The 18,313-nt window shown below is 68.4% G+C and carries 19 protein-coding genes; 9 read left to right on the top strand and 10 right to left on the bottom strand.

Annotated features, from left to right (window positions below; genetic code table 11):
• The first annotated feature begins 19 nt into the window (after positions 1 to 19).
• Genes ABZT04_RS34365 through ABZT04_RS34355 form a run of 3 tightly spaced genes read left to right on the top strand, consistent with a single transcriptional unit; the run spans position 20 to position 2,369 of the window.
• The gene (locus ABZT04_RS34365; RefSeq protein WP_356061223.1) at positions 20 to 811 is read left to right on the top strand and encodes a hypothetical protein; all 792 of its coding nucleotides are present in this window, start codon (positions 20 to 22) and stop codon (positions 809 to 811) included.
• A gap of 5 nt (positions 812 to 816) precedes the next feature.
• Complete coding sequence (locus tag ABZT04_RS34360) at positions 817 to 1,113, top strand: PqqD family protein (protein WP_356061221.1); 297 nt, start codon at positions 817 to 819, stop codon at positions 1,111 to 1,113.
• A complete protein-coding gene (locus ABZT04_RS34355; protein WP_356061219.1) occupies positions 1,086 to 2,369 on the top strand; it encodes an MFS transporter in 1,284 nt (427 codons plus the stop codon). The genes ABZT04_RS34360 and ABZT04_RS34355 overlap by 28 nt, the downstream gene beginning before the upstream one ends.
• A 46-nt stretch (positions 2,370 to 2,415) precedes the next feature.
• On the opposite strand, the gene purB is transcribed toward ABZT04_RS34355, so the two are convergent.
• The 4 genes from purB to ABZT04_RS34335 form a co-directional block, all read right to left on the bottom strand.
• Positions 2,416 to 3,729 (bottom strand): adenylosuccinate lyase, encoded by a 1,314-nt coding sequence (purB, locus tag ABZT04_RS34350; RefSeq protein ID WP_356061217.1) that lies wholly within the window; start codon positions 3,727 to 3,729, stop codon positions 2,416 to 2,418.
• Between the two features lie 15 nt (positions 3,730 to 3,744).
• The gene (locus tag ABZT04_RS34345; protein ID WP_356061215.1) at positions 3,745 to 5,583 is read right to left on the bottom strand and encodes a BTAD domain-containing putative transcriptional regulator; all 1,839 of its coding nucleotides are present in this window, start codon (positions 5,581 to 5,583) and stop codon (positions 3,745 to 3,747) included.
• 43 nt (positions 5,584 to 5,626) lie between these two features.
• Positions 5,627 to 6,094, bottom strand: a complete 468-nt coding sequence (locus ABZT04_RS34340) for an NUDIX hydrolase (RefSeq protein ID WP_356061213.1) — start codon at positions 6,092 to 6,094, stop codon at positions 5,627 to 5,629.
• A 165-nt stretch (positions 6,095 to 6,259) separates the two neighbouring features.
• Complete coding sequence (locus ABZT04_RS34335) at positions 6,260 to 6,391, bottom strand: hypothetical protein (protein ID WP_356061211.1); 132 nt, start codon at positions 6,389 to 6,391, stop codon at positions 6,260 to 6,262.
• Here ABZT04_RS34335 and ABZT04_RS34330 point away from each other — a divergent pair.
• Positions 6,390 to 6,536 (top strand): hypothetical protein, encoded by a 147-nt coding sequence (locus tag ABZT04_RS34330; RefSeq protein WP_356061209.1) that lies wholly within the window; start codon positions 6,390 to 6,392, stop codon positions 6,534 to 6,536. The two genes, ABZT04_RS34335 and ABZT04_RS34330, sit on opposite strands and share 2 nt — an antisense overlap.
• 23 nt (positions 6,537 to 6,559) lie before the next feature.
• Here ABZT04_RS34330 and ABZT04_RS34325 read toward each other — a convergent pair whose 3' ends face one another.
• Positions 6,560 to 7,792, bottom strand: coding sequence for a GNAT family N-acetyltransferase (locus tag ABZT04_RS34325; protein WP_356061207.1), 1,233 nt, complete (start codon positions 7,790 to 7,792; stop codon positions 6,560 to 6,562).
• Positions 7,789 to 8,877: a methyltransferase gene (locus ABZT04_RS34320; RefSeq protein WP_356061205.1), complete on the bottom strand. Its 1,089-nt coding sequence runs from the start codon at positions 8,875 to 8,877 to the stop codon at positions 7,789 to 7,791. Before ABZT04_RS34320 ends, ABZT04_RS34325 begins: the two co-directional genes overlap by 4 nt.
• Positions 8,878 to 9,025: 148 nt before the next feature.
• On the opposite strand from ABZT04_RS34320, the gene ABZT04_RS34315 reads away from it, so the two are divergent.
• Positions 9,026 to 10,018: a nucleoside hydrolase gene (locus ABZT04_RS34315; protein ID WP_356061203.1), complete on the top strand. Its 993-nt coding sequence runs from the start codon at positions 9,026 to 9,028 to the stop codon at positions 10,016 to 10,018.
• 34 nt (positions 10,019 to 10,052) lie between these two features.
• On the opposite strand, the gene ABZT04_RS34310 is transcribed toward ABZT04_RS34315, so the two are convergent.
• Positions 10,053 to 10,493: a hypothetical protein gene (locus ABZT04_RS34310; protein ID WP_356061201.1), complete on the bottom strand. Its 441-nt coding sequence runs from the start codon at positions 10,491 to 10,493 to the stop codon at positions 10,053 to 10,055.
• A gap of 235 nt (positions 10,494 to 10,728) precedes the next feature.
• On the opposite strand from ABZT04_RS34310, the gene ABZT04_RS34305 reads away from it, so the two are divergent.
• The 4 genes from ABZT04_RS34305 to prs all read left to right on the top strand — a co-directional run bounded on the left by ABZT04_RS34305 (position 10,729) and on the right by prs (position 14,092).
• On the top strand, positions 10,729 to 11,691 hold the full coding sequence (locus ABZT04_RS34305) for a hypothetical protein (protein WP_356061199.1): 963 nt from the start codon (positions 10,729 to 10,731) through the stop codon (positions 11,689 to 11,691).
• A 288-nt stretch (positions 11,692 to 11,979) separates the two neighbouring features.
• Positions 11,980 to 12,483: a ribose-5-phosphate isomerase A gene (locus tag ABZT04_RS34300; protein ID WP_356061197.1), complete on the top strand. Its 504-nt coding sequence runs from the start codon at positions 11,980 to 11,982 to the stop codon at positions 12,481 to 12,483.
• The gene (locus ABZT04_RS34295) at positions 12,483 to 13,154 is read left to right on the top strand and encodes an orotidine 5'-phosphate decarboxylase / HUMPS family protein (RefSeq protein WP_356061323.1); all 672 of its coding nucleotides are present in this window, start codon (positions 12,483 to 12,485) and stop codon (positions 13,152 to 13,154) included. The genes ABZT04_RS34300 and ABZT04_RS34295 overlap by 1 nt, the downstream gene beginning before the upstream one ends.
• On the top strand, positions 13,151 to 14,092 hold the full coding sequence (gene prs, locus ABZT04_RS34290; protein WP_356061194.1) for a ribose-phosphate diphosphokinase: 942 nt from the start codon (positions 13,151 to 13,153) through the stop codon (positions 14,090 to 14,092). Before ABZT04_RS34295 ends, prs begins: the two co-directional genes overlap by 4 nt.
• A 61-nt stretch (positions 14,093 to 14,153) precedes the next feature.
• Here the strand turns inward: prs and ABZT04_RS34285 are convergent, their stop codons facing one another.
• The 3 genes from ABZT04_RS34285 to asnB all read right to left on the bottom strand — a co-directional run bounded on the left by ABZT04_RS34285 (position 14,154) and on the right by asnB (position 18,002).
• Positions 14,154 to 14,774, bottom strand: a complete 621-nt coding sequence (locus ABZT04_RS34285; RefSeq protein ID WP_356061192.1) for a histidine phosphatase family protein — start codon at positions 14,772 to 14,774, stop codon at positions 14,154 to 14,156.
• Positions 14,775 to 14,776: 2 nt separating this feature from the next.
• Positions 14,777 to 15,661, bottom strand: a complete 885-nt coding sequence (locus ABZT04_RS34280; protein WP_356061190.1) for a metallophosphoesterase — start codon at positions 15,659 to 15,661, stop codon at positions 14,777 to 14,779.
• Between the two features lie 145 nt (positions 15,662 to 15,806).
• Positions 15,807 to 18,002, bottom strand: coding sequence for an asparagine synthase (glutamine-hydrolyzing) (gene asnB / locus ABZT04_RS34275; RefSeq protein ID WP_356061188.1), 2,196 nt, complete (start codon positions 18,000 to 18,002; stop codon positions 15,807 to 15,809).
• Positions 18,003 to 18,313: the final 311 nt, after the last annotated feature.

Raw genomic sequence — 18,313 nt, 5'->3', positions numbered from 1 at the left:
CTTCCTGGAGGATTCCTGCATGAGCGGTCAGAAGCTCGATCTCTCCGTCCTCGTTCCCGAATTGCGCTCCCGGGACCTGCTGCCTCCGGACACGGCGGGAGTGTTCGCCAGCGGTTCCATGGTTCGCGGCTGGGGCAACGAGACGAGCGACGTGGACGTGCATGTCATCACCGGATCGCTCCGCGAGTCCTCGGTCGCGGAGACCGGCCACGTCTCCCTTGAGCCGAACATCTTGACGTATGAGCGCATCTTCGTGGACGGCCGCAGGTGGGACGTCGAGTACTGGACGGAGAGCCAGGTCGACCAACTGCTCGCCAAGATCACCTGGGAGGCCTACGACAGCCCCGACGCGCCCTGGTCCAAGCTGAGCAGGACGGAGCTCGGCATGCTGGAGCGGTTGCCCTACGCGGTCGCCGCCGATGACGGTGCCTGGCTCTCCGCGGTGCACCAGCGCATCCGGGACTCGGCACACCGGGTCATCCTCGTCGGCATCTCGCTGCGGGAGTCCGACGGCCTGGTCGAGGACGCGGCGGGACAACTCGCGGCGGGCGACGTCCACAGCGCCGTCATCGCGGCCCGCCTCGCCTTCAACCATGTGGTCGACGCCCTCCAGGCGCATGAGGGCCAGTTCGGCAGTCTGTGGCCCAAGTGGCGAGCCCGGCGCATGACGTTGATCCGCTCCAAGGCGCTGTCCTTCGAGACCTACTGGAAGACGGAGACCATGACGACGTTCGATCCGGCACACCCCGGAGGCTGGGTGGAGCAGACCATCGGGCTGTGCCGGGAGATCTCCGCCGAGCTGGAGGTATGACACACATGACCGACCTGACCAGCGGTTCGCAGGTTCCCCGCATCCCCCTCAACGTCCGCCTGCGCAAGCACCGCGGCCAGTACCTCGCCATCGGCTACGAGCATGCCCTGGAGCTGTCGCCCACGGCCGTGTTCATCTGGGGGCAGATCGACGGCACCACGGACGTCGACGGCATAGCCCGGGCCGTCAGCACGGAGTACGCGATCGACACGGAGACCGCCACGGAGGACGTACGAGCCCTGCTCGACGAGCTGGCCGGCCACCAACTCGTCGTGTGGGACAGCTCAGGGCCCGCACGGTGACAGAAGCGGTGCCGGACTCACCGACCCTCGCCGAGCCGTCCCGGGGCGAGCGGATGCGACTGCTGGCGGCGCTCATGGCCCGGTTCTTCGGATCCGGTTTCTGGGCGCCGCTGCAGGTGCTGTTCTTCGTGCGGATCGCCCACATCCCCGCGTTCACGGTGTCCGTGGGGCTCACCGTCGCCACCGTCGTCGGACTCGTCGCCGGGCCCTACATCGGCGGGCTCGCCGACCGCCACGGAACCCGCACCGTGGGCGCCGCCGTGTTCGCGTTCGCGGCCTGTGCCTCGGCCACTCTGGTCTTCGTGGAGTCCGTGCCCACCTTCCTGCTCGCCATCACCCTGATCTCCATCGGCCGGGGCGGCCAGGCCGCCGTCTCGGGGGCCCTGGTGGCCACCGTCGCGGGAGACTCCAAGCTCGACTTCCGGGCGCGCGTGTACTCCATGCAGAACCTGGTGATGACGGTCGGCCCGGTCTTCGGCGGCCTCGTCCTCCAAGCCGACCAGCGCCGCTGGTACATGGCGGCTATCGCCGTCGAGGTCGCCGCCTGTCTCCTCGCGTGCGTCCTCGTGGCGAGCCTTCCGGCGCGTCCGTCCACCGTCGCGAGCTCCGCGGAATCACCGTCCAACGCGCTGCGCGACCGGCCCTACATGGTCGTCAGCGGGCTGGCCGGCGTCCTGGTGCTGTTCGACGCGGTGCAGACGGTGTTGCTGCCCCTGTGGATCACCGAACGCACCGCCGCGCCCCGGTGGTTCGTCTCCGCCGTGTGGATCACCAGCAGCTTGATCGTCGTAGCCTTCCAGCGCCGGATATCGGCGGGCACCGAGGAAGTGGCCGCGGGAGCAAGGATGTTGCGCCGTACGGCGCCGCTGGCCGTGGTCGCGCTGGTGCTGTTCTACTCCGCCGCACACGTGGGCGAGGCGGGCACCGTGGCCCTGCTGCTGTGCGGACTGGGCTTCCTCACCTGGTCCGAGATGTGCTTCGCGGCCGGTGAGTACTCCCTGTCGTACGGGCTCGCCCGCGACGAGCGGCACGGCCAGTACCAGGGAGCGTTCGCGGTGGGGGTGGGCCTCGGATCAGCAGCCGCACCGCCCGTCGTCACCGGCCTGTGCCTCGGGCTCGGGCCGGTCGGCTGGGCCCTGCTCGGCGCCCTGCTGCTGGGGGCGGGCACCCTGGTCCCGGCAGCCACACGGCACGCGTCCGCCGCGCTCGCGACGCCACTCCCCGCCGTGAACGGCGGCAGGAGCCGCACAGGGTGAGGGACGCGGGGCCGGGGCGGTCACCGAGGCCGCCCCGGCCCCTTGATCAGGAACCCGACCGGGACCGGGAGTCGTGCTCCCGCAGCCGCTCCTCCAGACGCTCCCGCACCACGTCCTCGTCCCGCAGGAACCTCCTGGGATCCAGCACACCGGGGTCGAGGGCGATGCCGTCCGCCTTGAGTTCATCGGCGAACAGCGTCCCCTGCCGCAGGCTGCGCAGCGACGCGTCCTGCACCGAACGGTACGCACGCTCGCGCTCGACACCATCGCGTGTCAGTCGCAGATAGGCCTGCGCGCTGAAGATGCGGCCCCGCGTGGCACCCAGGTTCTCGGCCATCCGGTCCGCGTTCACGACCAGGCCTTCCACCAGCTCCGTCGCCGCCGTCACCTGGTAGTAGGCAAGGTTGCACGAGTCGGGCAGGACCACCCGCTCCACCGAGGAGTGCGCGAGGTCGCGTTCGTGCCACACCGCGACGTCCTCCAGCGCCGCGCCCACGTTGGCCCGCAGCAGCCGGGCCAGTCCGCACAGCCGCTCGCTGGTGGTGGGGTTGCGCTTGTGGGGCATCGCGCTGGACCCCTGGTAGGCGGAGGTGCGAGGCTCCTCGACCTCGGCGACCTCGGTGCGCTGCAACAGCCGCAGCTCCAGTGCCAGTTGCTCGACACTCGCACCGAGAACCGCGAGGCCCGCGACCAGTTCGGCGTGCCGGTCCCGGCAGACGATCTGGGTGGGAGCGGGCTCGGGCGTCAGTCCCAGCCGGCCGAGAACGTCGGCCTCGACGGCCGGCGAGGTGGTCGCGTAGGTGCCGACCGCTCCCGAGAGCGTGCCGACGGCCACCGAGGCGCGCACCGCTTCGAGACGGGTCAGGGAACGGTCCATGGCGAAGGCGAGGGCGGCCAGCTTGTGTCCGAATCTGATCGGCTCGGCGTGGATGCCGTGGGTCCGCCCGACGCAGATGGTGTCCCAGTCCTGCAGCGCCCGGCGGGCCAGCACCCGGTACAGTCCGCCGACCGCGTCCAGGACGAGGTCGACCGCGTCCCGCATGGCCAGCCCGAGTCCGGTGTCGACCAGGTCGTAACTCGTCAGCCCGTGGTGCACCCAGCGTGCGCTCTCCTCGGGAATCGCCTGCGTCCAGGCGGCCAGGAAGGAGAGGACCTCGTGGTCACGCGTGCGTTCGGCCTCGCGTACGGCTGCGATGTCCGGCGCGGGGGCGGCGGCGATCGTCTCGGCCGCTTCCGCGGGGATGATCCCGTGCTCGGCCTGAACACGCGCCACCAACGACTCGATCGCGACCCAGCGTCCGAGCGTGGCCTCCTCGGTCCAGATCCGAGCCATCTCCGGACGTACATATCGGTCGATCACGTACTCCTCCTTGGTTCAGGGGCGCATCAGCGGACGGGCCCCTCTCGACTCGTCCCAAGGGAGCGCGGCGGTCGGCTGCCCCGCCGGACTGAAGGGATTGGACTGCCACGCGCTCAGGGCTCGTCGTACGGCGGCGTCGCGCAGGGTCTGGTCGTCGGTGTAGTCGCTGATCTCCCGAGCGAACGACCGCCCCAACGGGTTCATCTGATAACGCAGTTCGCTACCGCGCCTGTCCACGCGCACCAGCCCGGCCCGGACCAGTTCGGCCAGCGCGGCTTTCGCCTGCTCGACCGAGAGGTCCAGGGCCGCCGAGGCCGCAGTGTCGTTGAACGAGTGCGCGTCAAGCCACCCCAGCAGCCGAAAAGCACGGCATGCGGAATCCCGCAGGCGATCGTAGGCCTTGTGCAGATGCCCTCGTACGTCGACGGACCGCGAGGCCAGCAGGTCGAGCCGACGCCGGGGGTCCTGGAGGCGCTTGCCGACCTCGTCCCATGTCAGGTCCGGTTCGTCGGCCATCCGTTCGGCCAGTGCGTGTACGGCCGCGGGCAGGCCCTCCAGGACGACGTCGAGCACCCGTACCGTGGACCGGGGCAGGCCGCCGGGCGGCAGCTCGCGGGCCTGCGCGAGCACCGCGAGGGCACGACCGGGCGCGTAGGGAGGCAGTTCGACGACCTCCAGCCGCCCGGTGCGCAGCGAGACGGTCGTGCAGACCACCAGCCCGCTCCCGGGCGGCACCGGTAACAGCCACGCGTATTGCTCGGTGTGGGTCACGTCGTCCAGCACGAGAAGCGTCGCCGAGCGCGCCCACACCTCCCTGAGCGCAGCAGGATCGGCACCGCGAGTCCCGCCGCCCCAGATCCCGGACATCTGCTCGGCGAGCACCCGTGCCTGGTCGGAGCCCCCGGCCCCGGGCCGGACCGGCACGACCACGGGCGGCTGCCCGGCGGCGCCGGTCCTGCGGACCTCGTCCACCACCGCGCGCACGGTCCGGCTCTTGCCGGAACCGGGTGGTCCGACGACGGCGACAGCCGCCCCCTCGGCGCGCCGGCGGGCGAGCAGATCGGTGATCCGGGCCTGGGGAACGCCCGGGTCGTCGGAGGTCCCGGCGGCGGACCGCGGTGCGGGAGGCGAAGCCAGGGCGTTCTGCTGAGCCCGGCGCAGCGCGGGGCCCGGTTCGATGCCGAGATCGTCCAGGAGCAGGCGCCGGGCCCGCCCGTAGTACTCCAGCGCCTCCGCTCGGCGTCCCGAGGCGGTCAGGGCATCGATGAGGAGCGCCCAGAGCGACTCCTGGTGGGGATGGCTCAGCGAGGCCTCCCTCAGCGGCCCGACCGCCTCGGCCGGATCGACCCGTATCTGTTCACGTGCCCAGTGCTCCAGAGTCAGCAGGTGCAGATCGCGCAGCACATGGGCGTGCGCCCGGTGGAGCGGCTCGGCGGGGGCGTCCTGAAGGGGCTCACCGCGAAAAAGCCCGAGCGCCGAGACGAACCGCCGCAGGCGCTCGCCGGGTTCGTCCGAGCGACAGCCGGCCTCAAGGTGCTCCCGGGCCAGCTGGACGTCCACCTCGAAGCGGTCGGTGTTCAGCACGTATCCGCCGGCCTGCGTGAGGATCGAGTCGGCGCCGAGCAAGCGCCGCAACCGGGCGATGTAGCCGTGCAGCGTCTTGCGCCCGGACCTCGGCAGCTCCCCGGGCCACAGCGTGTCGAGCAACGCGTCCGCGGTGACCCCCTGTCCGTCGGCCAAGGCGAGCGCGGCGAGCACGATGCGCTGATGTGCCTGGGGCACCGGTACCAGGTCGCCGTCCTCGTCCCTCACCCGGAAGACACCGAGCAGTTCGATCCGTGCGCGTGCCGCCAAACGGCTCCCTCTCCTCTCGGCTCCCGTGAACGACGGCCTCGGCTCACCGATGGGACGGCTCCGCCGCCGGGAGAGGGCGGCGTACCAGGATGCCGTGCCCACCGTCGGGAACCAGCCCCAGTGCGACCTTCAGCCGGTCCGTCATCCTGGGCGTGACCATGGTGAGTGCCGTTTCGGGCGTGTGGTACGCGACCTCGGTGATCTCGCCGTCGACGAAGTCGAAGTCCTGCGGAGAACGCGCGTCCAGCTCCACGAAGAAGGTCAGCATCAGTACCTCGGCGCCTTCCCAGTCCGACGCCCCGTAGTCCACCGATCGCAGCTGGCCCACCCGGCAGTCGACCCCCAGCTCCTCACGGATCTCCCGGCGCAGTCCCCCGACCGGGTCCTCACCGGCCTCCAGAATCCCCCCGGGAAGGTCCCATCGGTCCTTGTAACTCGGGTTCACCAGCAGGATGCGGCCCTCTCCGTCGAAGGAGATACCACCCACCGAAACCTTTTTGCGGTTCGTCACCCTCACGCTCCCCCATGTCGGCCTCGTCCGGCGGTGTGCCGATCGGTCGGCGCACCCACATCGACGCAAGGTTCCCGTGCGACACCTGCGGCCCGCGACGCCCGACCAGTATCATGCGCCGACGAGTCATCGGCAAGATCACACTTACGGCCAAGTCACCGCCTGCTACGGCTCGTTGGGCCTGCGTCCCGAACACCCCGCGGCCAGGGTCCAGCGGACGGTACTGGGCATCGTCGTGTCGACGCCGGTCGGCCATGCTGCCGACTGCTGGAACCCGCTGCGGCTCACCGTGCTCATGACCGTACTCCGGTCAATCGCCGCCATGGGCCTCGTCCTGGTCCAGGACGAGGTCAACTGCGCCGCGATGACAGGTATCCAGGCCGTCACCGTGGCTTCCGCCTCTCCCTGCGGGGCACGCCGTTCCCGCACCCACGCCCGGTGAGGAGACAAGCGGTTGAGGAGCGCTCAGCCGGCGGCCGACGGCTGCCCGTCGAGGAGCGTCTCCCAGCCCTGGCGCCTCGCCACCGCGTGCACCGTCGGCGTGACGACCCGCTCGTCGACCGTACGGAACTCGCTCAACATCCGCTCCTGCCGCTCCCCGACGAGGCGCCGCTGTTCTTCGGACCAGTCGGGTGCGATCACCAGCGCCCATCGGGCGTGCAACCGGCCCCCCCTTATGATCTTCGCGTCGAAGGAGTCAGGACCGAGGTCGATCCGTTCGTAGCCGTGTTCCGCCGCCCACCGGATCGCCGCGTAGTACGTGAGGTTGAAGTAGACCGACGCCCTGCGGCCGTACTCCTCGGCCACACCGTGCCCCCGCGCGAACATGGTGCTGCCGCTGAGGAAGAACTGAGTGAAGCCGACCATCTCCCCCTTGCGGAAGGCGGCCATGACCACGCAGTCCTTCAGGCGCTCCGCCTGGTCGCGGAGCTTCTCGATCTCCGCCTGAAGCGTCATGTCGTGGCCGTAACGCAGCGACACCTGATGGGCCAGCGCGCCCATCTCCTCAAGATGGTCACCCATGGGCAGGATCCGCAGTTCGCACCCCTCGCTCTCGAAGCGGCGCATCTCGTGCCGGAACTGCTTCCAACGGCTCTTGCCCACTACGTCCCGGTAGCCGTCGAGTCCGCCGGACGGCACGACGAGATCGACCGAGCCGTCCATGAGGACCACCTGGTCATCGGGGACGAGGTCATCCAGTACCAGAGCCAGACTGTCGTCGGTGACGTACAGCATGGCGCCCGGCTCGCCCCGGTCCGCGCACCGCCGCCGGAAGGCATCCAGCAGCGCGCGTGCCGCGTGGGCACGCCGACCCGGGTCCGTCAGCGCGCCGGTGAGGAACTCGCTGGTGTATCCCAGCCGGGTACCGGCCACGCACACGGGCGGACGGTCGCCGTCGGATTCGTCGTCCGAGCCCTCGGCCCGGTGCAGCCCCAGGACGGCATCAGGGTCGTAGTAGAACGGGCGGGTGCCTTCGAAGGTGTACGTGGGGAGCGCCGAGACGGGGCGATCGCCCTCGAACAGCACCAGATGTCCAGGTACGCCGTCCCGCATGAGGTCGGCGTGGCGGATCCAGTCCGGACCGGAATAGAGCGAGTGCCCCGCGGACAGCGTCGCCCAGTGTGCCGCTCCGACCGACGAGGCGGGCCCCACCTCCTCGACCTGCCACGGCTCCGCATGAGTCGGCACACGGGTCATGATCCCTCCTCAATCACTGGGTCGACGCTCGCTGGATCGGCGAACCGGACCGCGGTCGCACCTGCGGCACGGCCGAAGTGCAGGAAAGCGGTCCTGGCCGCGATGACGCCGCGCCGCTCGTACTCGCCCACGATGGCCGTCACACACGCGGCGAAGTCGCCTTCGCTGCCGGCGGCCTCGTCGGCAAGTGTCTGGACCAGGCTCGACCCGGCGTCCACGGCCCAGCCTTCGCCGAGCCGGACAACCAGTTCGCGCCCCGTTCTCCACGCGAACTCCCGCACCCCCTCAGGGAGTACGGCGCCCTCGGCGGTGATCGGCAGCAGAGCGGTCAAGCACGCGGTGCCGTCGGGCGCCAGCCACTCCGACAGCCGACGCAGGATGGCCCGGCCCACGGCGAAGCCGTCGGGACCATTGGCCGCCCCCGGCAGGAAGGGCAGGTTGGCGATCACCTGGTCGTAGACGGTGCCCTCCGGCAGGGGCGCGTACAGGTCGCCGGACCACAGACTCACCCGGTCTTCACACCCGTTCAGGATGATGTTGGCCTCGGCGACCGCGACCGCCACCTTGTTGATCTCCACCGCGTGCACCGTCGCCCCCCGGAGAGCGGTCGCGAGCGCCTGCAGGCCCGTGCCGGAGCAGAGATCCAGGACCGACGAGCCGGGCCGGACGTCGAGTTGACCGGTGAGCTCGACCGAGTCCGCACCGAAATACAGATCGGTCTCGAACGGAGACGGCGGCGCGGCGAAGAGCCACACACCCCGAGGCCGCATGAGAACCGTGCCGACCAATTGGGCTGTTTCACCCGAGCGGTCGAGAATACCGGCCGTTTGCAGGACCGGGAAGAAATCCCGCAGCGACCGCGGCAACGCGGCCGTCATGACGGGGCGTCCGAGCAACAGGAACTCGTGCAGGGGACGCACGTCCGCGGGAAGGGAGTCCAGCGCCGCCGCCCAGTCGGCAAGCCGAGGCCGGTCAGCGGGAAACCGGGCCAGGAACTCGGAGACACCGAACGCTTCCAGGTCCCGGACCAGCAGAGCTGGTGAGGTTGCTTCCATACGAACCCGCGAAGACAACCTGCCGCGCATACACCACCTATTCTTCACGGCCTTCGACGATCGTTGCAGTATTCATGTACGGGCTTGGTCCTGTCGAGGAGCTCTCCAAGTGAACGCCCTTGTCTTTCCCGTAAGTTGACGGTAGACGCCGCGTTTCTGCCACACCCTGAGGACACATATGACACCGCTCGCAGTGGTCATCGACGCCGATCCGGGAACCGATGACGCCATCGGTATCCTGGTGGCCCTGGGGAGCCCCGGCCTGCACCTGCGCGCTGTCACGACGGTCGGCGGCAATGCCTCCGTGGACATCACCACCGACAACGCGCTGCGTCTGCTGTCGGCCGTGGCGGGCCCGGTGCCCGTGTTCGCCGGATCCGCGTCCCCCATCGGATCGCGCGAGCGCTTCGGCCACGGGTCCCTCGCCCGCCCGCACCGCCCCGGCCGCGACCGGGTGGGGTTCGGCCTGCCCGCGACGGACCTCCGGGCCGAGGACATGCCGGCGGTGGAGTTCCTCGCGCAGACCTTCACCGGGGAAGAGGCCCGCGACACGGTACTGGTGGCCACCGGCCCCCTCACCAACGTCGCCGCGGCGCTCCTGCGCGCCCCTGACATGGCACGTTCATTGCGCCGACTGATCGTCATGGGAGGTTCCCGGGGCGGGGGAAACGTCACCGCGTCCGCCGATTTCAATTTCTGGGCCGACCCGGAGGCCGCGCACATCGTCCTGCGCGCGGGAATCCCGAGCGTCGTCCTCTTCCCCCTGGATGCCACCCGTCGGGCACCGCTCACGGAGGCCGACTGCACGGCCATCGAGCACACCGGGGAGGTCGGAGCACTGGCCGCCGACATCATCCGCAGCCGTATGCCGGCCGTTCGTTCCGACGGCCACGACGCCCCGCCGAGGACCGCGACCGTCCACGACGCCCTGTGCACCGCCCACTTGATCGCACCGGTGGTGCAGGCGTCCGAGTGGTGCGCGGTGGAGGTCGACACGACCAGCAGCAGCCGACGCGGTACGACGGACATCACCCCCGTCGACTTCACCCCGACCGCGGGAACATCCGCCCCGGGCACAGAGGTCGTACGGCACGCGCGGTCGGAGGTGCTGGCCCGCACGATCGCCGAGGCGACGCGACGGCTGTCGTCCCGTGGGGCCCAGGTGCCTTGAGCCACCCAGCTCGGCGCCCGGCCCAGCCGCACGCTCAGGCCCAGGAGTGCCGATCGGCCCAGTTCGCGCAGGCCAGCACCGGTACCCCGGTGGTGTCTTCCAGCCGCTTGCGGGCCTGGCTCTCGCAGTCGTTGGCGCCGTCGAAGATGGTGATGACGCTCTCGACGGCGACATCCCTGGCCTGCAGGTGCTTGATGACCGTGGCGACCGAACGGCCCGAGTGCATCGAGTTGTCGACCACCACCACGGACTCGCCGGGACCCGCCTGAAGCTCCGGCGAGTCGAAGTCGAAGGCCCGCTTCACGACGGTGACGGAACGAAGCCGGCCCGCGGGCGCCGTGGCCGCCGCCGATATCCCCATACCCACTCCGCCGGTCGCCACCACCACCAGATGAACGGGGCGGTCGGCCGGTATCCGGGCCCACATCGCCTGCCCCAACCGATCAATGACGGATGTGTCGAGCGTCAACGGCATGAACCAGTCACGTTCGTCACCATGGCCGGTCGAAGATTGACAGAACTCGCACGGGTTCGCGTCGGATGTCGCCAACGGTCCACTCCTCACGGGCACTTGATCGAAAGCCCACAGTAGCCGAGACTCCCAGAGCGGGCTTCTCGGATCTCGAACCCTTTGGCGCGTTCTCCAGGTGAAGTACAGCTGACGCTCCGTAGGATGCCGCCCGTCCAACAGGCCAACAGGAGTTGAGCAGATGAGCCGACCGGCGCATCATCCCGCCGTAGCAACGCTGACCCGGAACCCGCTGAAGTCCTCCCTCTACAGCCAGGAGCCGTACTTCCGGGAATCCTTATGCGACCTCGAACACCTGCTGGGCGAGAGCACTCCGACGACTGTGCTGCGGCACGGGCTGGTGGTGGTGAAGCCGGACGGCCACGCGCTGGGTGCGACGAGCACCGTCCTCGACTTCTACGCACGGCACGGTTTCACGCCCGTCGACGCCCGTCCGGTCACCTTCACCCGGAGCGTCTGGCGTTCGCTGTGGGTATACCAGATGACCCAGGCTTCGATCGACCGTCTGCTGGTCAACGACCTCGTCATGGACGGGGAAGGCATCGCGTTGCTGCTCCGCGACACCACGGACGCCCCCCTGCCGGCCGCCGTCCGACTGAGCGAGCTCAAGGGGCCGGCGCGGATGGAAAAACAGAGCGAAGACTGCCTGCGTCGGGCTGTGGGCCAGCCGAACCGCATCTTCAGTCTCGTGCACTCGGCGGACGAACCGGCGGACCTGGTCCGCGAGTTGGGCATTCTGTTCGGTCAGGGCGAGCGGCGCGCGATGGCCACCGCGATGGGCTCAGGCACGCTGTCCGAGAGCGGGATCCAGCTACTGGAGACGGTGCGGCGCTACGACGAGCGACCGCGCAGGATCTTCGACCAGGACGCTTCACGCAAGCAGGTCATCGCCGCGATCAGCCAGCGATTGGCCGAAAGGGAACTCCCCACCGCATCTCGGGAGGCACTTGTAAGCGCCATCGACGACCTGGAGTCGGGTCGCGTGCTGCGGGCGTCGGCGTTCTTCGCAGCTCTTCTCGATGCCGCTGTGACAGCGGATTCCTGGGACTTGGCGGTCGCTGTGAGCGATGTCATCGAGGACGACGTTCCCGGGGTTTCAAAGGTTATCGACAACTTCGGCGCTGCCGCTTGGGAACAAGGCTGAGAAGCCGGTTGAATCCACTTCTGATCTCAGCGAACACTTGCAGAGCAGGTGCCCGCCCGCTTTACTTCCATTCCAGCGATCACCGGCTATGAAGTAGCACAGATCTGCATCTAGACAGGCGACTTGGGGGCTGATTTTATGTCAGGAACACCTAGCCGAGGGCAGACTGGGAAAGCGGTGGCAGCGGCTGTCGCGACCGCGATGATTCCACCTGGTACGCGCCTGGCCCTGGGCACGGGTTCCACTGTCGAAGCAGCACTTCCAGCACTCGCCGGAATTCCCGGTCTCGTGGCGACTCCGACCTCGGACGTCATCGCCGACCGGGCCAGGGACGCGGGTATCGAACTCGTCCCCGTTCAGGGCTCGTACGACTTCTATCTCGACGGGGCCGACCAGGTGGCGCCGACCGGTGATGTCGTCAAGGGCTCCTGGGGCGCCCACGTCCGAGAGAAGACGCTGGCGGAACTCTCCGCTCGACGCGTTCTGATCTGTGACGAGTCCAAGCTGGTGGACAAGCTCGTCGGACCGGTACCCGTCGCCATAGTGCCGTACTTCGGCGGGCTGTACGCCCCCGAATCGGCCGACGTCAAGACGGACGACAACGGACTGACGATCGTCGCGATGAGCCCCGGTGAAGTGATCGACGCACCGGGAGCCTGGAACGAGGAAATCTGCTGCAAGCCAGGCGTGGTCATGACCGGGATTTTCCCGGTCGGATTCGTCGAACAAATCATCGTCGGGTGTGAGGACGGCTCCCACCGCATTATCCTGACCAAATCCAACGGGGCGTGATGGTTCACATACAGTACGCAATTGACGTCGTCACCAGGGCAGAGGCCCTTTCGTCTGCCGCCTTGGCAACGGAATCTGGAATTCGGTCCCTCGAAGCGGGGCACGTGCTCGTGAAGGCGGTCGGCGTCGGAATCGTCACCGAGTTACGGGAAAAATATCCCGACGCCGAGATCATCGCCGACATGAAGACCATGGACATGGGCCGCGAAGAGGTCTCGGTGGCCGCCGAAGCCGGGGCGGACCTCATCATTGTCTGCGGGGCGGCCAGCGACGGAGTCCTGCTCTCGGCGCAGAAGGAAGCCCGCTCACGCGGTGTCGACCTCCTTGTCAGTCTCATGGGCGTGAAAAATCGACTCTCCCGAGCGCGCGCCGTCAACGATCTCGGGCTGCACCGGATCATCGCGCATCGCGGCATCGACGACGACTTCCTGTGGACCGACAAGGAACCGCGACAACAGCTTTCGCAACTCGCCGCGCTGCCGGGCATCAGCCTGACCCTCGCCGGCGGCATCAACGCCCGTACCCTGCGGGAGTTCCAGGACGTGCCCGTCGAGCGCCTGATCGTCGGCCGCGGCATCACCGAGGCGCCCGATCCGCGTTCCGAGATCCGCGACCTCCTCGACGCGGCCCCGCGGCAGCCCGCCCCCGCCGGAACGGGAGCCGCCGAATGACCGCTGCGAACGACCACTCGCTCTTCGTGGTGCCCGGCACGGGCGACGAGGGACAGACCTTCGCGGCGGCGCTGAGCGCCCGGCTCGGCTTGCCGGTCACCGGCCATGGACGGACCGTCTTCGCGTCGGGCGAGATGATCGTGCAGCTGCCGGAGGAGGTCACCCAGACGGCGGTCATCGTACTCGCCCCCTCCTCCCGCCCCTCCGACGCGATCCTGGAACTGGCTCTGCTGGCCGATGCGCTGCAGCGGCACGGGGTGCGCTCGCTCACCTGCGTACTGCAGTACGTCCCCTACAGCCGCAGCAACCGGCTCAACCGCCCGGGGCTGCCGCTCGGTTCCAAGGTCGTCATCTCCCAGCTGGAGAACTCTCCGATCGACAGGTTCGTCGTCTTCGACCTGCATGCGCGGGAAACCCTCGGCTACTTCTCCAAGCCGGTTACCTGGATGCCGACCCTGCGGCTGATGAGCGACGCGATCCCGGCCCACGCGCCGGAGGTCGTCGTCAGCCCTGACCGCGGCCGGTACGACGATTGCATGCAGTTGTCCGCGATGCGTTCCTGCACGCTGGACATGCTCATCAAGGTGCGGCGCGACGACAGCGGCTCCAGCGAACTGGTGGCTGGTGCCCGCACAGACCTCGCGGGGCGGTCGGTCCTGCTGTTCGACGACGAGATCTGGTCGGGCATCACCGCGGCCCATGCGGTGGAATCACTCTTCGCCGCGGGCGCGGCGCGCATCGACTACCTGACGGTGTACGACTTCACCAGCCCCGGCATCCGCAAGAACATGCTGGAGAACCTGGGCGTCTCCAGCTTCACCACCACCAACTTGGCCCAGCACGGCACGGACGAGTTCGACGGACGCTACCGCGTGCTCGACGCGGCAGCTCTGGTGGCTGACGCCTGGCCGCGCATGGTCGGCGCGGCAGGCCGCTGAGCCCTCCCGTCCGGCCGCCGATCGAAGGATTCCGCGGCCGGACAGGTGGGCCGTCACCGCTTCACTGCACGGGGTTGACCCAGATCTCGTGCACGGTCAGCCGCCCTTCCTCGGGCACCTTGCACTTGACGTAACTGGCCTGAAAGATCTTGAAGGCCCGTGGATGGCTCTCGTCTATGCCCAACGCGGCGTACAGCAGCGCCTTCAGCGTCCCGGCGTGCGAGACCAGCCCGACGGACTCGTTCTCCGGCACCGACGCGACAGCCGTGTGCCAGGCTCGGGTCATGCGCTCCTGGACCTCCCGGATCGGTTCCACGCCCTCGAGCCCGGGCGGGAAGTAGCCAGTGGGGTCCTGGTTGTCGAGATCGAGTTCGGAGCGCGCGCGAAGGAGGGTCGGCCGGTCCATGCCGTCGAACGGGCCGAAGTCCCGCTCGATCAGATCCTCGTCCACGGTCGGCACCGCGCAGCCGGCGGTGTCGGCGAGAATGCCCGCCGTCTGTACGGCCCGGCGCAGCGGCGAGGTCCGGAGCACACGCACACCCTGGTCCTTGAGCCGCTCCCCGAGGCACACCGCCTGCCGCAGCCCGATGTCGTTGAGTTCATGGGCCCCTTGTCGGCCGATCAGCAGATTCTGCTGGTTGGCGTGTGACCGGGCGTGCCGTATGAAGTAGACGAACTTCATGGTCAGTTCTCCGGTCCCAGTCGCTCGATGACGGAGCTCAGCTGACGCTCGTCGAGTTCGTACACGGTTGTGCCCGCCTGTGGGTCGCGTGCGTGGAGGGTGTGGAACAGCGGCGAGGCTGGGGTTCCCAGTTGGACCAGCGTGGCCGAGGCACCTTGGACGGCACGCTCGGTACCGACGGGGGCAGTGAGGTCGATGCGGCTGACGACCCCCGGGGTGACCCACACCGCCGTCGACTCCAGGTATCCGAAGATCTGCAAGTGGAAATGCCCGCAGAGGATGAGCTGGACGTCGCTGCCCCGCACGGCGTCCGCCAGCGCCTCTGGGTTGCGCAGCCCGAGGGCGTGCTGCACCCCCACATCGAGCGTGATCGGCGGATGGTGGAAGACCAGAACGGTGCCGCGGGGTGCAGGAGTCCTCAGTACGTCGCGCAGCCAGGTCAGTTGTGCGTCACTGATCCAGCCATAGCCCTTTTCGGGAACCAGCGAGTCCAGCGTGACGAAGCGGAATCCGTCGACCAGGCTCACTGCGGCCCGCTCGCCCACCGCCGTGTCGATCGCGGTATCGGCGCGGTCATTCCCCATGGGGTCCAGGTGCCCGCTGCCGAGGACTTTCGCAAAGGCGCGCCGCTCGTCGTGATTTCCGGTGCTGTAGAGCACGGGAACATTCCGTTCCGACGCGTAGGCCCCGATGAGATCACGGGCTCTGGTGTAAGCCTCCTGTGATCCGTCGTCAGCGATGTCACCGCTGACCACCACAACGTCGATGTGCGGTGCCGTGACCAGATCCGCCAACATTCGACGCAGTGACTCGGTGGCATTTACGCCGTGTTTGTTCGGGCCGTCGAAGCGATCGAGATGAGTATCCGAAAGATGCAGAATCCGCATACCCAGAAGTTACCGGAAATCACACCGCCGAACCATGCCCCGTATCATTCAATGGAATTCAGTTCGCCGCATCAGGGCTGGTCCGGCCTGAATTCGACTCACCCCGGTGGGCGACAGGTGGATTCCTGACGCCCACCGGACAGGATCAGGACACCGCGGGAGCGAGGGCCGGCTCGGCGACCCGCACCAGCAGCCCCATGAGAAGGGACTGATCGACCAGTTCGGTCACCGACTCCAGCTCACAGTCGGCCCGGGCACAGACAGAACCGAGGTCGGTGGCGCCGTCCAGGCCCCGCAGCACCGACAACCACGCGGCGTCGGTGTCGTGGTCGATGACGAACCGCAACTCGCCATTCATCGCGACGAAGCTCTGTCCGTCGGCACCGTCCAGCAGCAGGACATCGTCGCCGAGCCTGAGCACCAGGCCGGAGTCGACCGTGGGCCGGCCGAACACCAGCTCGCGCTGCTCCTCGCGACTGCGCTCGCCGCTCACTTCGACGGGCAGCGCCGCCTCCGACGGCCGGGTCGGCGGGAGAGACTGCGTCATCTCGTCGAGCAGCCCCAGGTTGACCAGCCGCAGCAACAACTCCAGGTGCGTGTCGCTGCTGCCTTCGATGATCTCGTTCAGGCAACTGCGCAGATGGTCGGCGTTCAGGAACTGCGCCGCGCGCGGCGATGAGAGCGCCTGCTCCAGGAGTTCACCCGAGTCGGCCGCGAGCATCTGGGCGAAGGTGAGGTGGGTGTAGCGCACACCTTCGCCCTCGTAGAACGCGATCTTCGGGCGCTGGGTGACGTCCAGCGGAAGCAGGTCGGTGAACGCCCGGCGAATGATCTGTTTGTCCCAGAACAGTTCCTGCCGGTACTTGCGCGGGACGGAGGCGAGCAATTCGACGATGCGGTGGTCCAGGTACGGCACCCGTGCCTCGACCGCGTTGCCCGAGGCCGTACGATCCTCGACCCAGAAGTTGTACTGCTGCCAGTCTCGTACCTTCCACTGCACGTAGTCGTCGTAGACATCGCCCAGGGACCCCGGAAACGCCAAGCGCACCGCTTCGTCGCTGACCAGCGGTCGGCCGCTCTGCCACCACACGTCCATGGCCGGGGCATGGGCGGCGAGCGCCCGCCGCCGGGACAGGTCCGTGAGGTTGCGGATGAAGTCGTGCCAGTCGCCGCCGCCGGCGAGCATGCGGGAGTAGCCGCCGCTCAGTTCGTCGGCGCCGGACCCGAGCAGAACCGCCTTCATCTCGGGACGGCTGGCCCGTACGAAGCGGTAGACCTCGCTCTTGAAGTGCTGCTCAGGACCGCACAGCGGCGACTCCATCAGCCACAGCAGACGGCGCCAGACGTCGGGAGACGGATGACCGCCGACTTCGAAGGCCAACTCGTGGTGGGTGAGTCCCAGCGCCTTGGCCGTGGCACGGGCGTAGTCGGCGTCGCTGTTGAGCAGGGTGCTCGCGCTGAGCGCACTGAAGCTGTGCTCGATGGTGTCCCGCCCCAGCGCGGCGATGCCGGCCGAGTCGACACCGCCGCTGAGCATCAGGCCGACCTCCGCGTCGGCCACCAGGCATTCCTGCACCGACTCCGCAAGCAGAGCGCGGAAGCGTTCGATGACTTCGCCGGACGTCACATCGTCGTGCGAGACGGGGCCGGGCATGGACCAATACCGCTTGGTGCGAGTGCTGCCGTCCCGCAAGCCATAGGTGACAACGGTGCCCGGCTCGATCTGCTCGATGCCGACGAACCAGTCACGCGGCGGCCCGCCCGGAATGATCGGCGCCGCGTTCAGCCCCTGGTCGGCCAGAGCGCCCGCCCAGTCCAGCTCTCTGGGACACAGCGGATGCTGGAAGAGCGCTTTGACCTCGGAGCCGAAGACAAGGGTGTCGCCCGAGCGGTGGACAAAGAGCGGCTTGAGGCCGATACGGTCGCGTGCGAGTACGAGGCGCTGCTCACGCAGGTCGATGACGGCGATGCCGAACATTCCGCGCACACGGTCGAGAAACTCCAGACCGTCCCGTTCGTAGAGGTGCAACAGAACCTCACAGTCGGAACGGCTACGGAAGAGATCCTCACCCAACTCGCGCCGTAATTCACGGTGATTGTAAATCTCACCGTTGGCGGACAAGGCCACCAAACCGTCGCGGGAGACAAACGGCTGTCTTCCGCCGACAGGGTCGACCAGGGATAGCCGGGTGAACGACATGGCCGCCTGGCCGAGTTCGATGAACTGCATGTCGTCCGGGCCACGCGGTCGAAGAGCCTGTGCCATCGCCTCCAGTACAGGACGTGTGGACGCATCGAGATCAGAGCCGTTGAGGTGGGCAAAGCCCGCTATGCCGCACATGATCACGCACCCTACATGCCAACTGCCCCATGAAACAGGGTTGTTGGAGCGCTGCAGAACCTGTCCGAAAAGGACCTGCACGACGGCTCCGAAGGCCCTTGCGCACATACGCGAGAGGCGCCACGCCGAAGCGCAGCGCCTCTCTTCAGCGCATCGTTCAGCGGACGACCGCGACGATGTCGGGCTGCGAAACCGGCTTGGCGGTCGGCTTGGTGTAGGCCTTCATGGGAAACACCCCTTTCCGATGGAGTCGGGTAACTCGACGATCTGAGAATGACACGGGACGGTGGTCTGGCGGTGGTTCGGGGAAA

It is taken from the genome of Streptomyces sp. NPDC005492 (genome assembly GCF_040605995.1).
Lineage (GTDB): Bacteria > Actinomycetota > Actinomycetes > Streptomycetales > Streptomycetaceae > Streptomyces.
The sequence above is the reverse complement of the archived record's forward strand: the minus strand, read 5'-3'. Positions and strand labels throughout refer to the sequence as shown.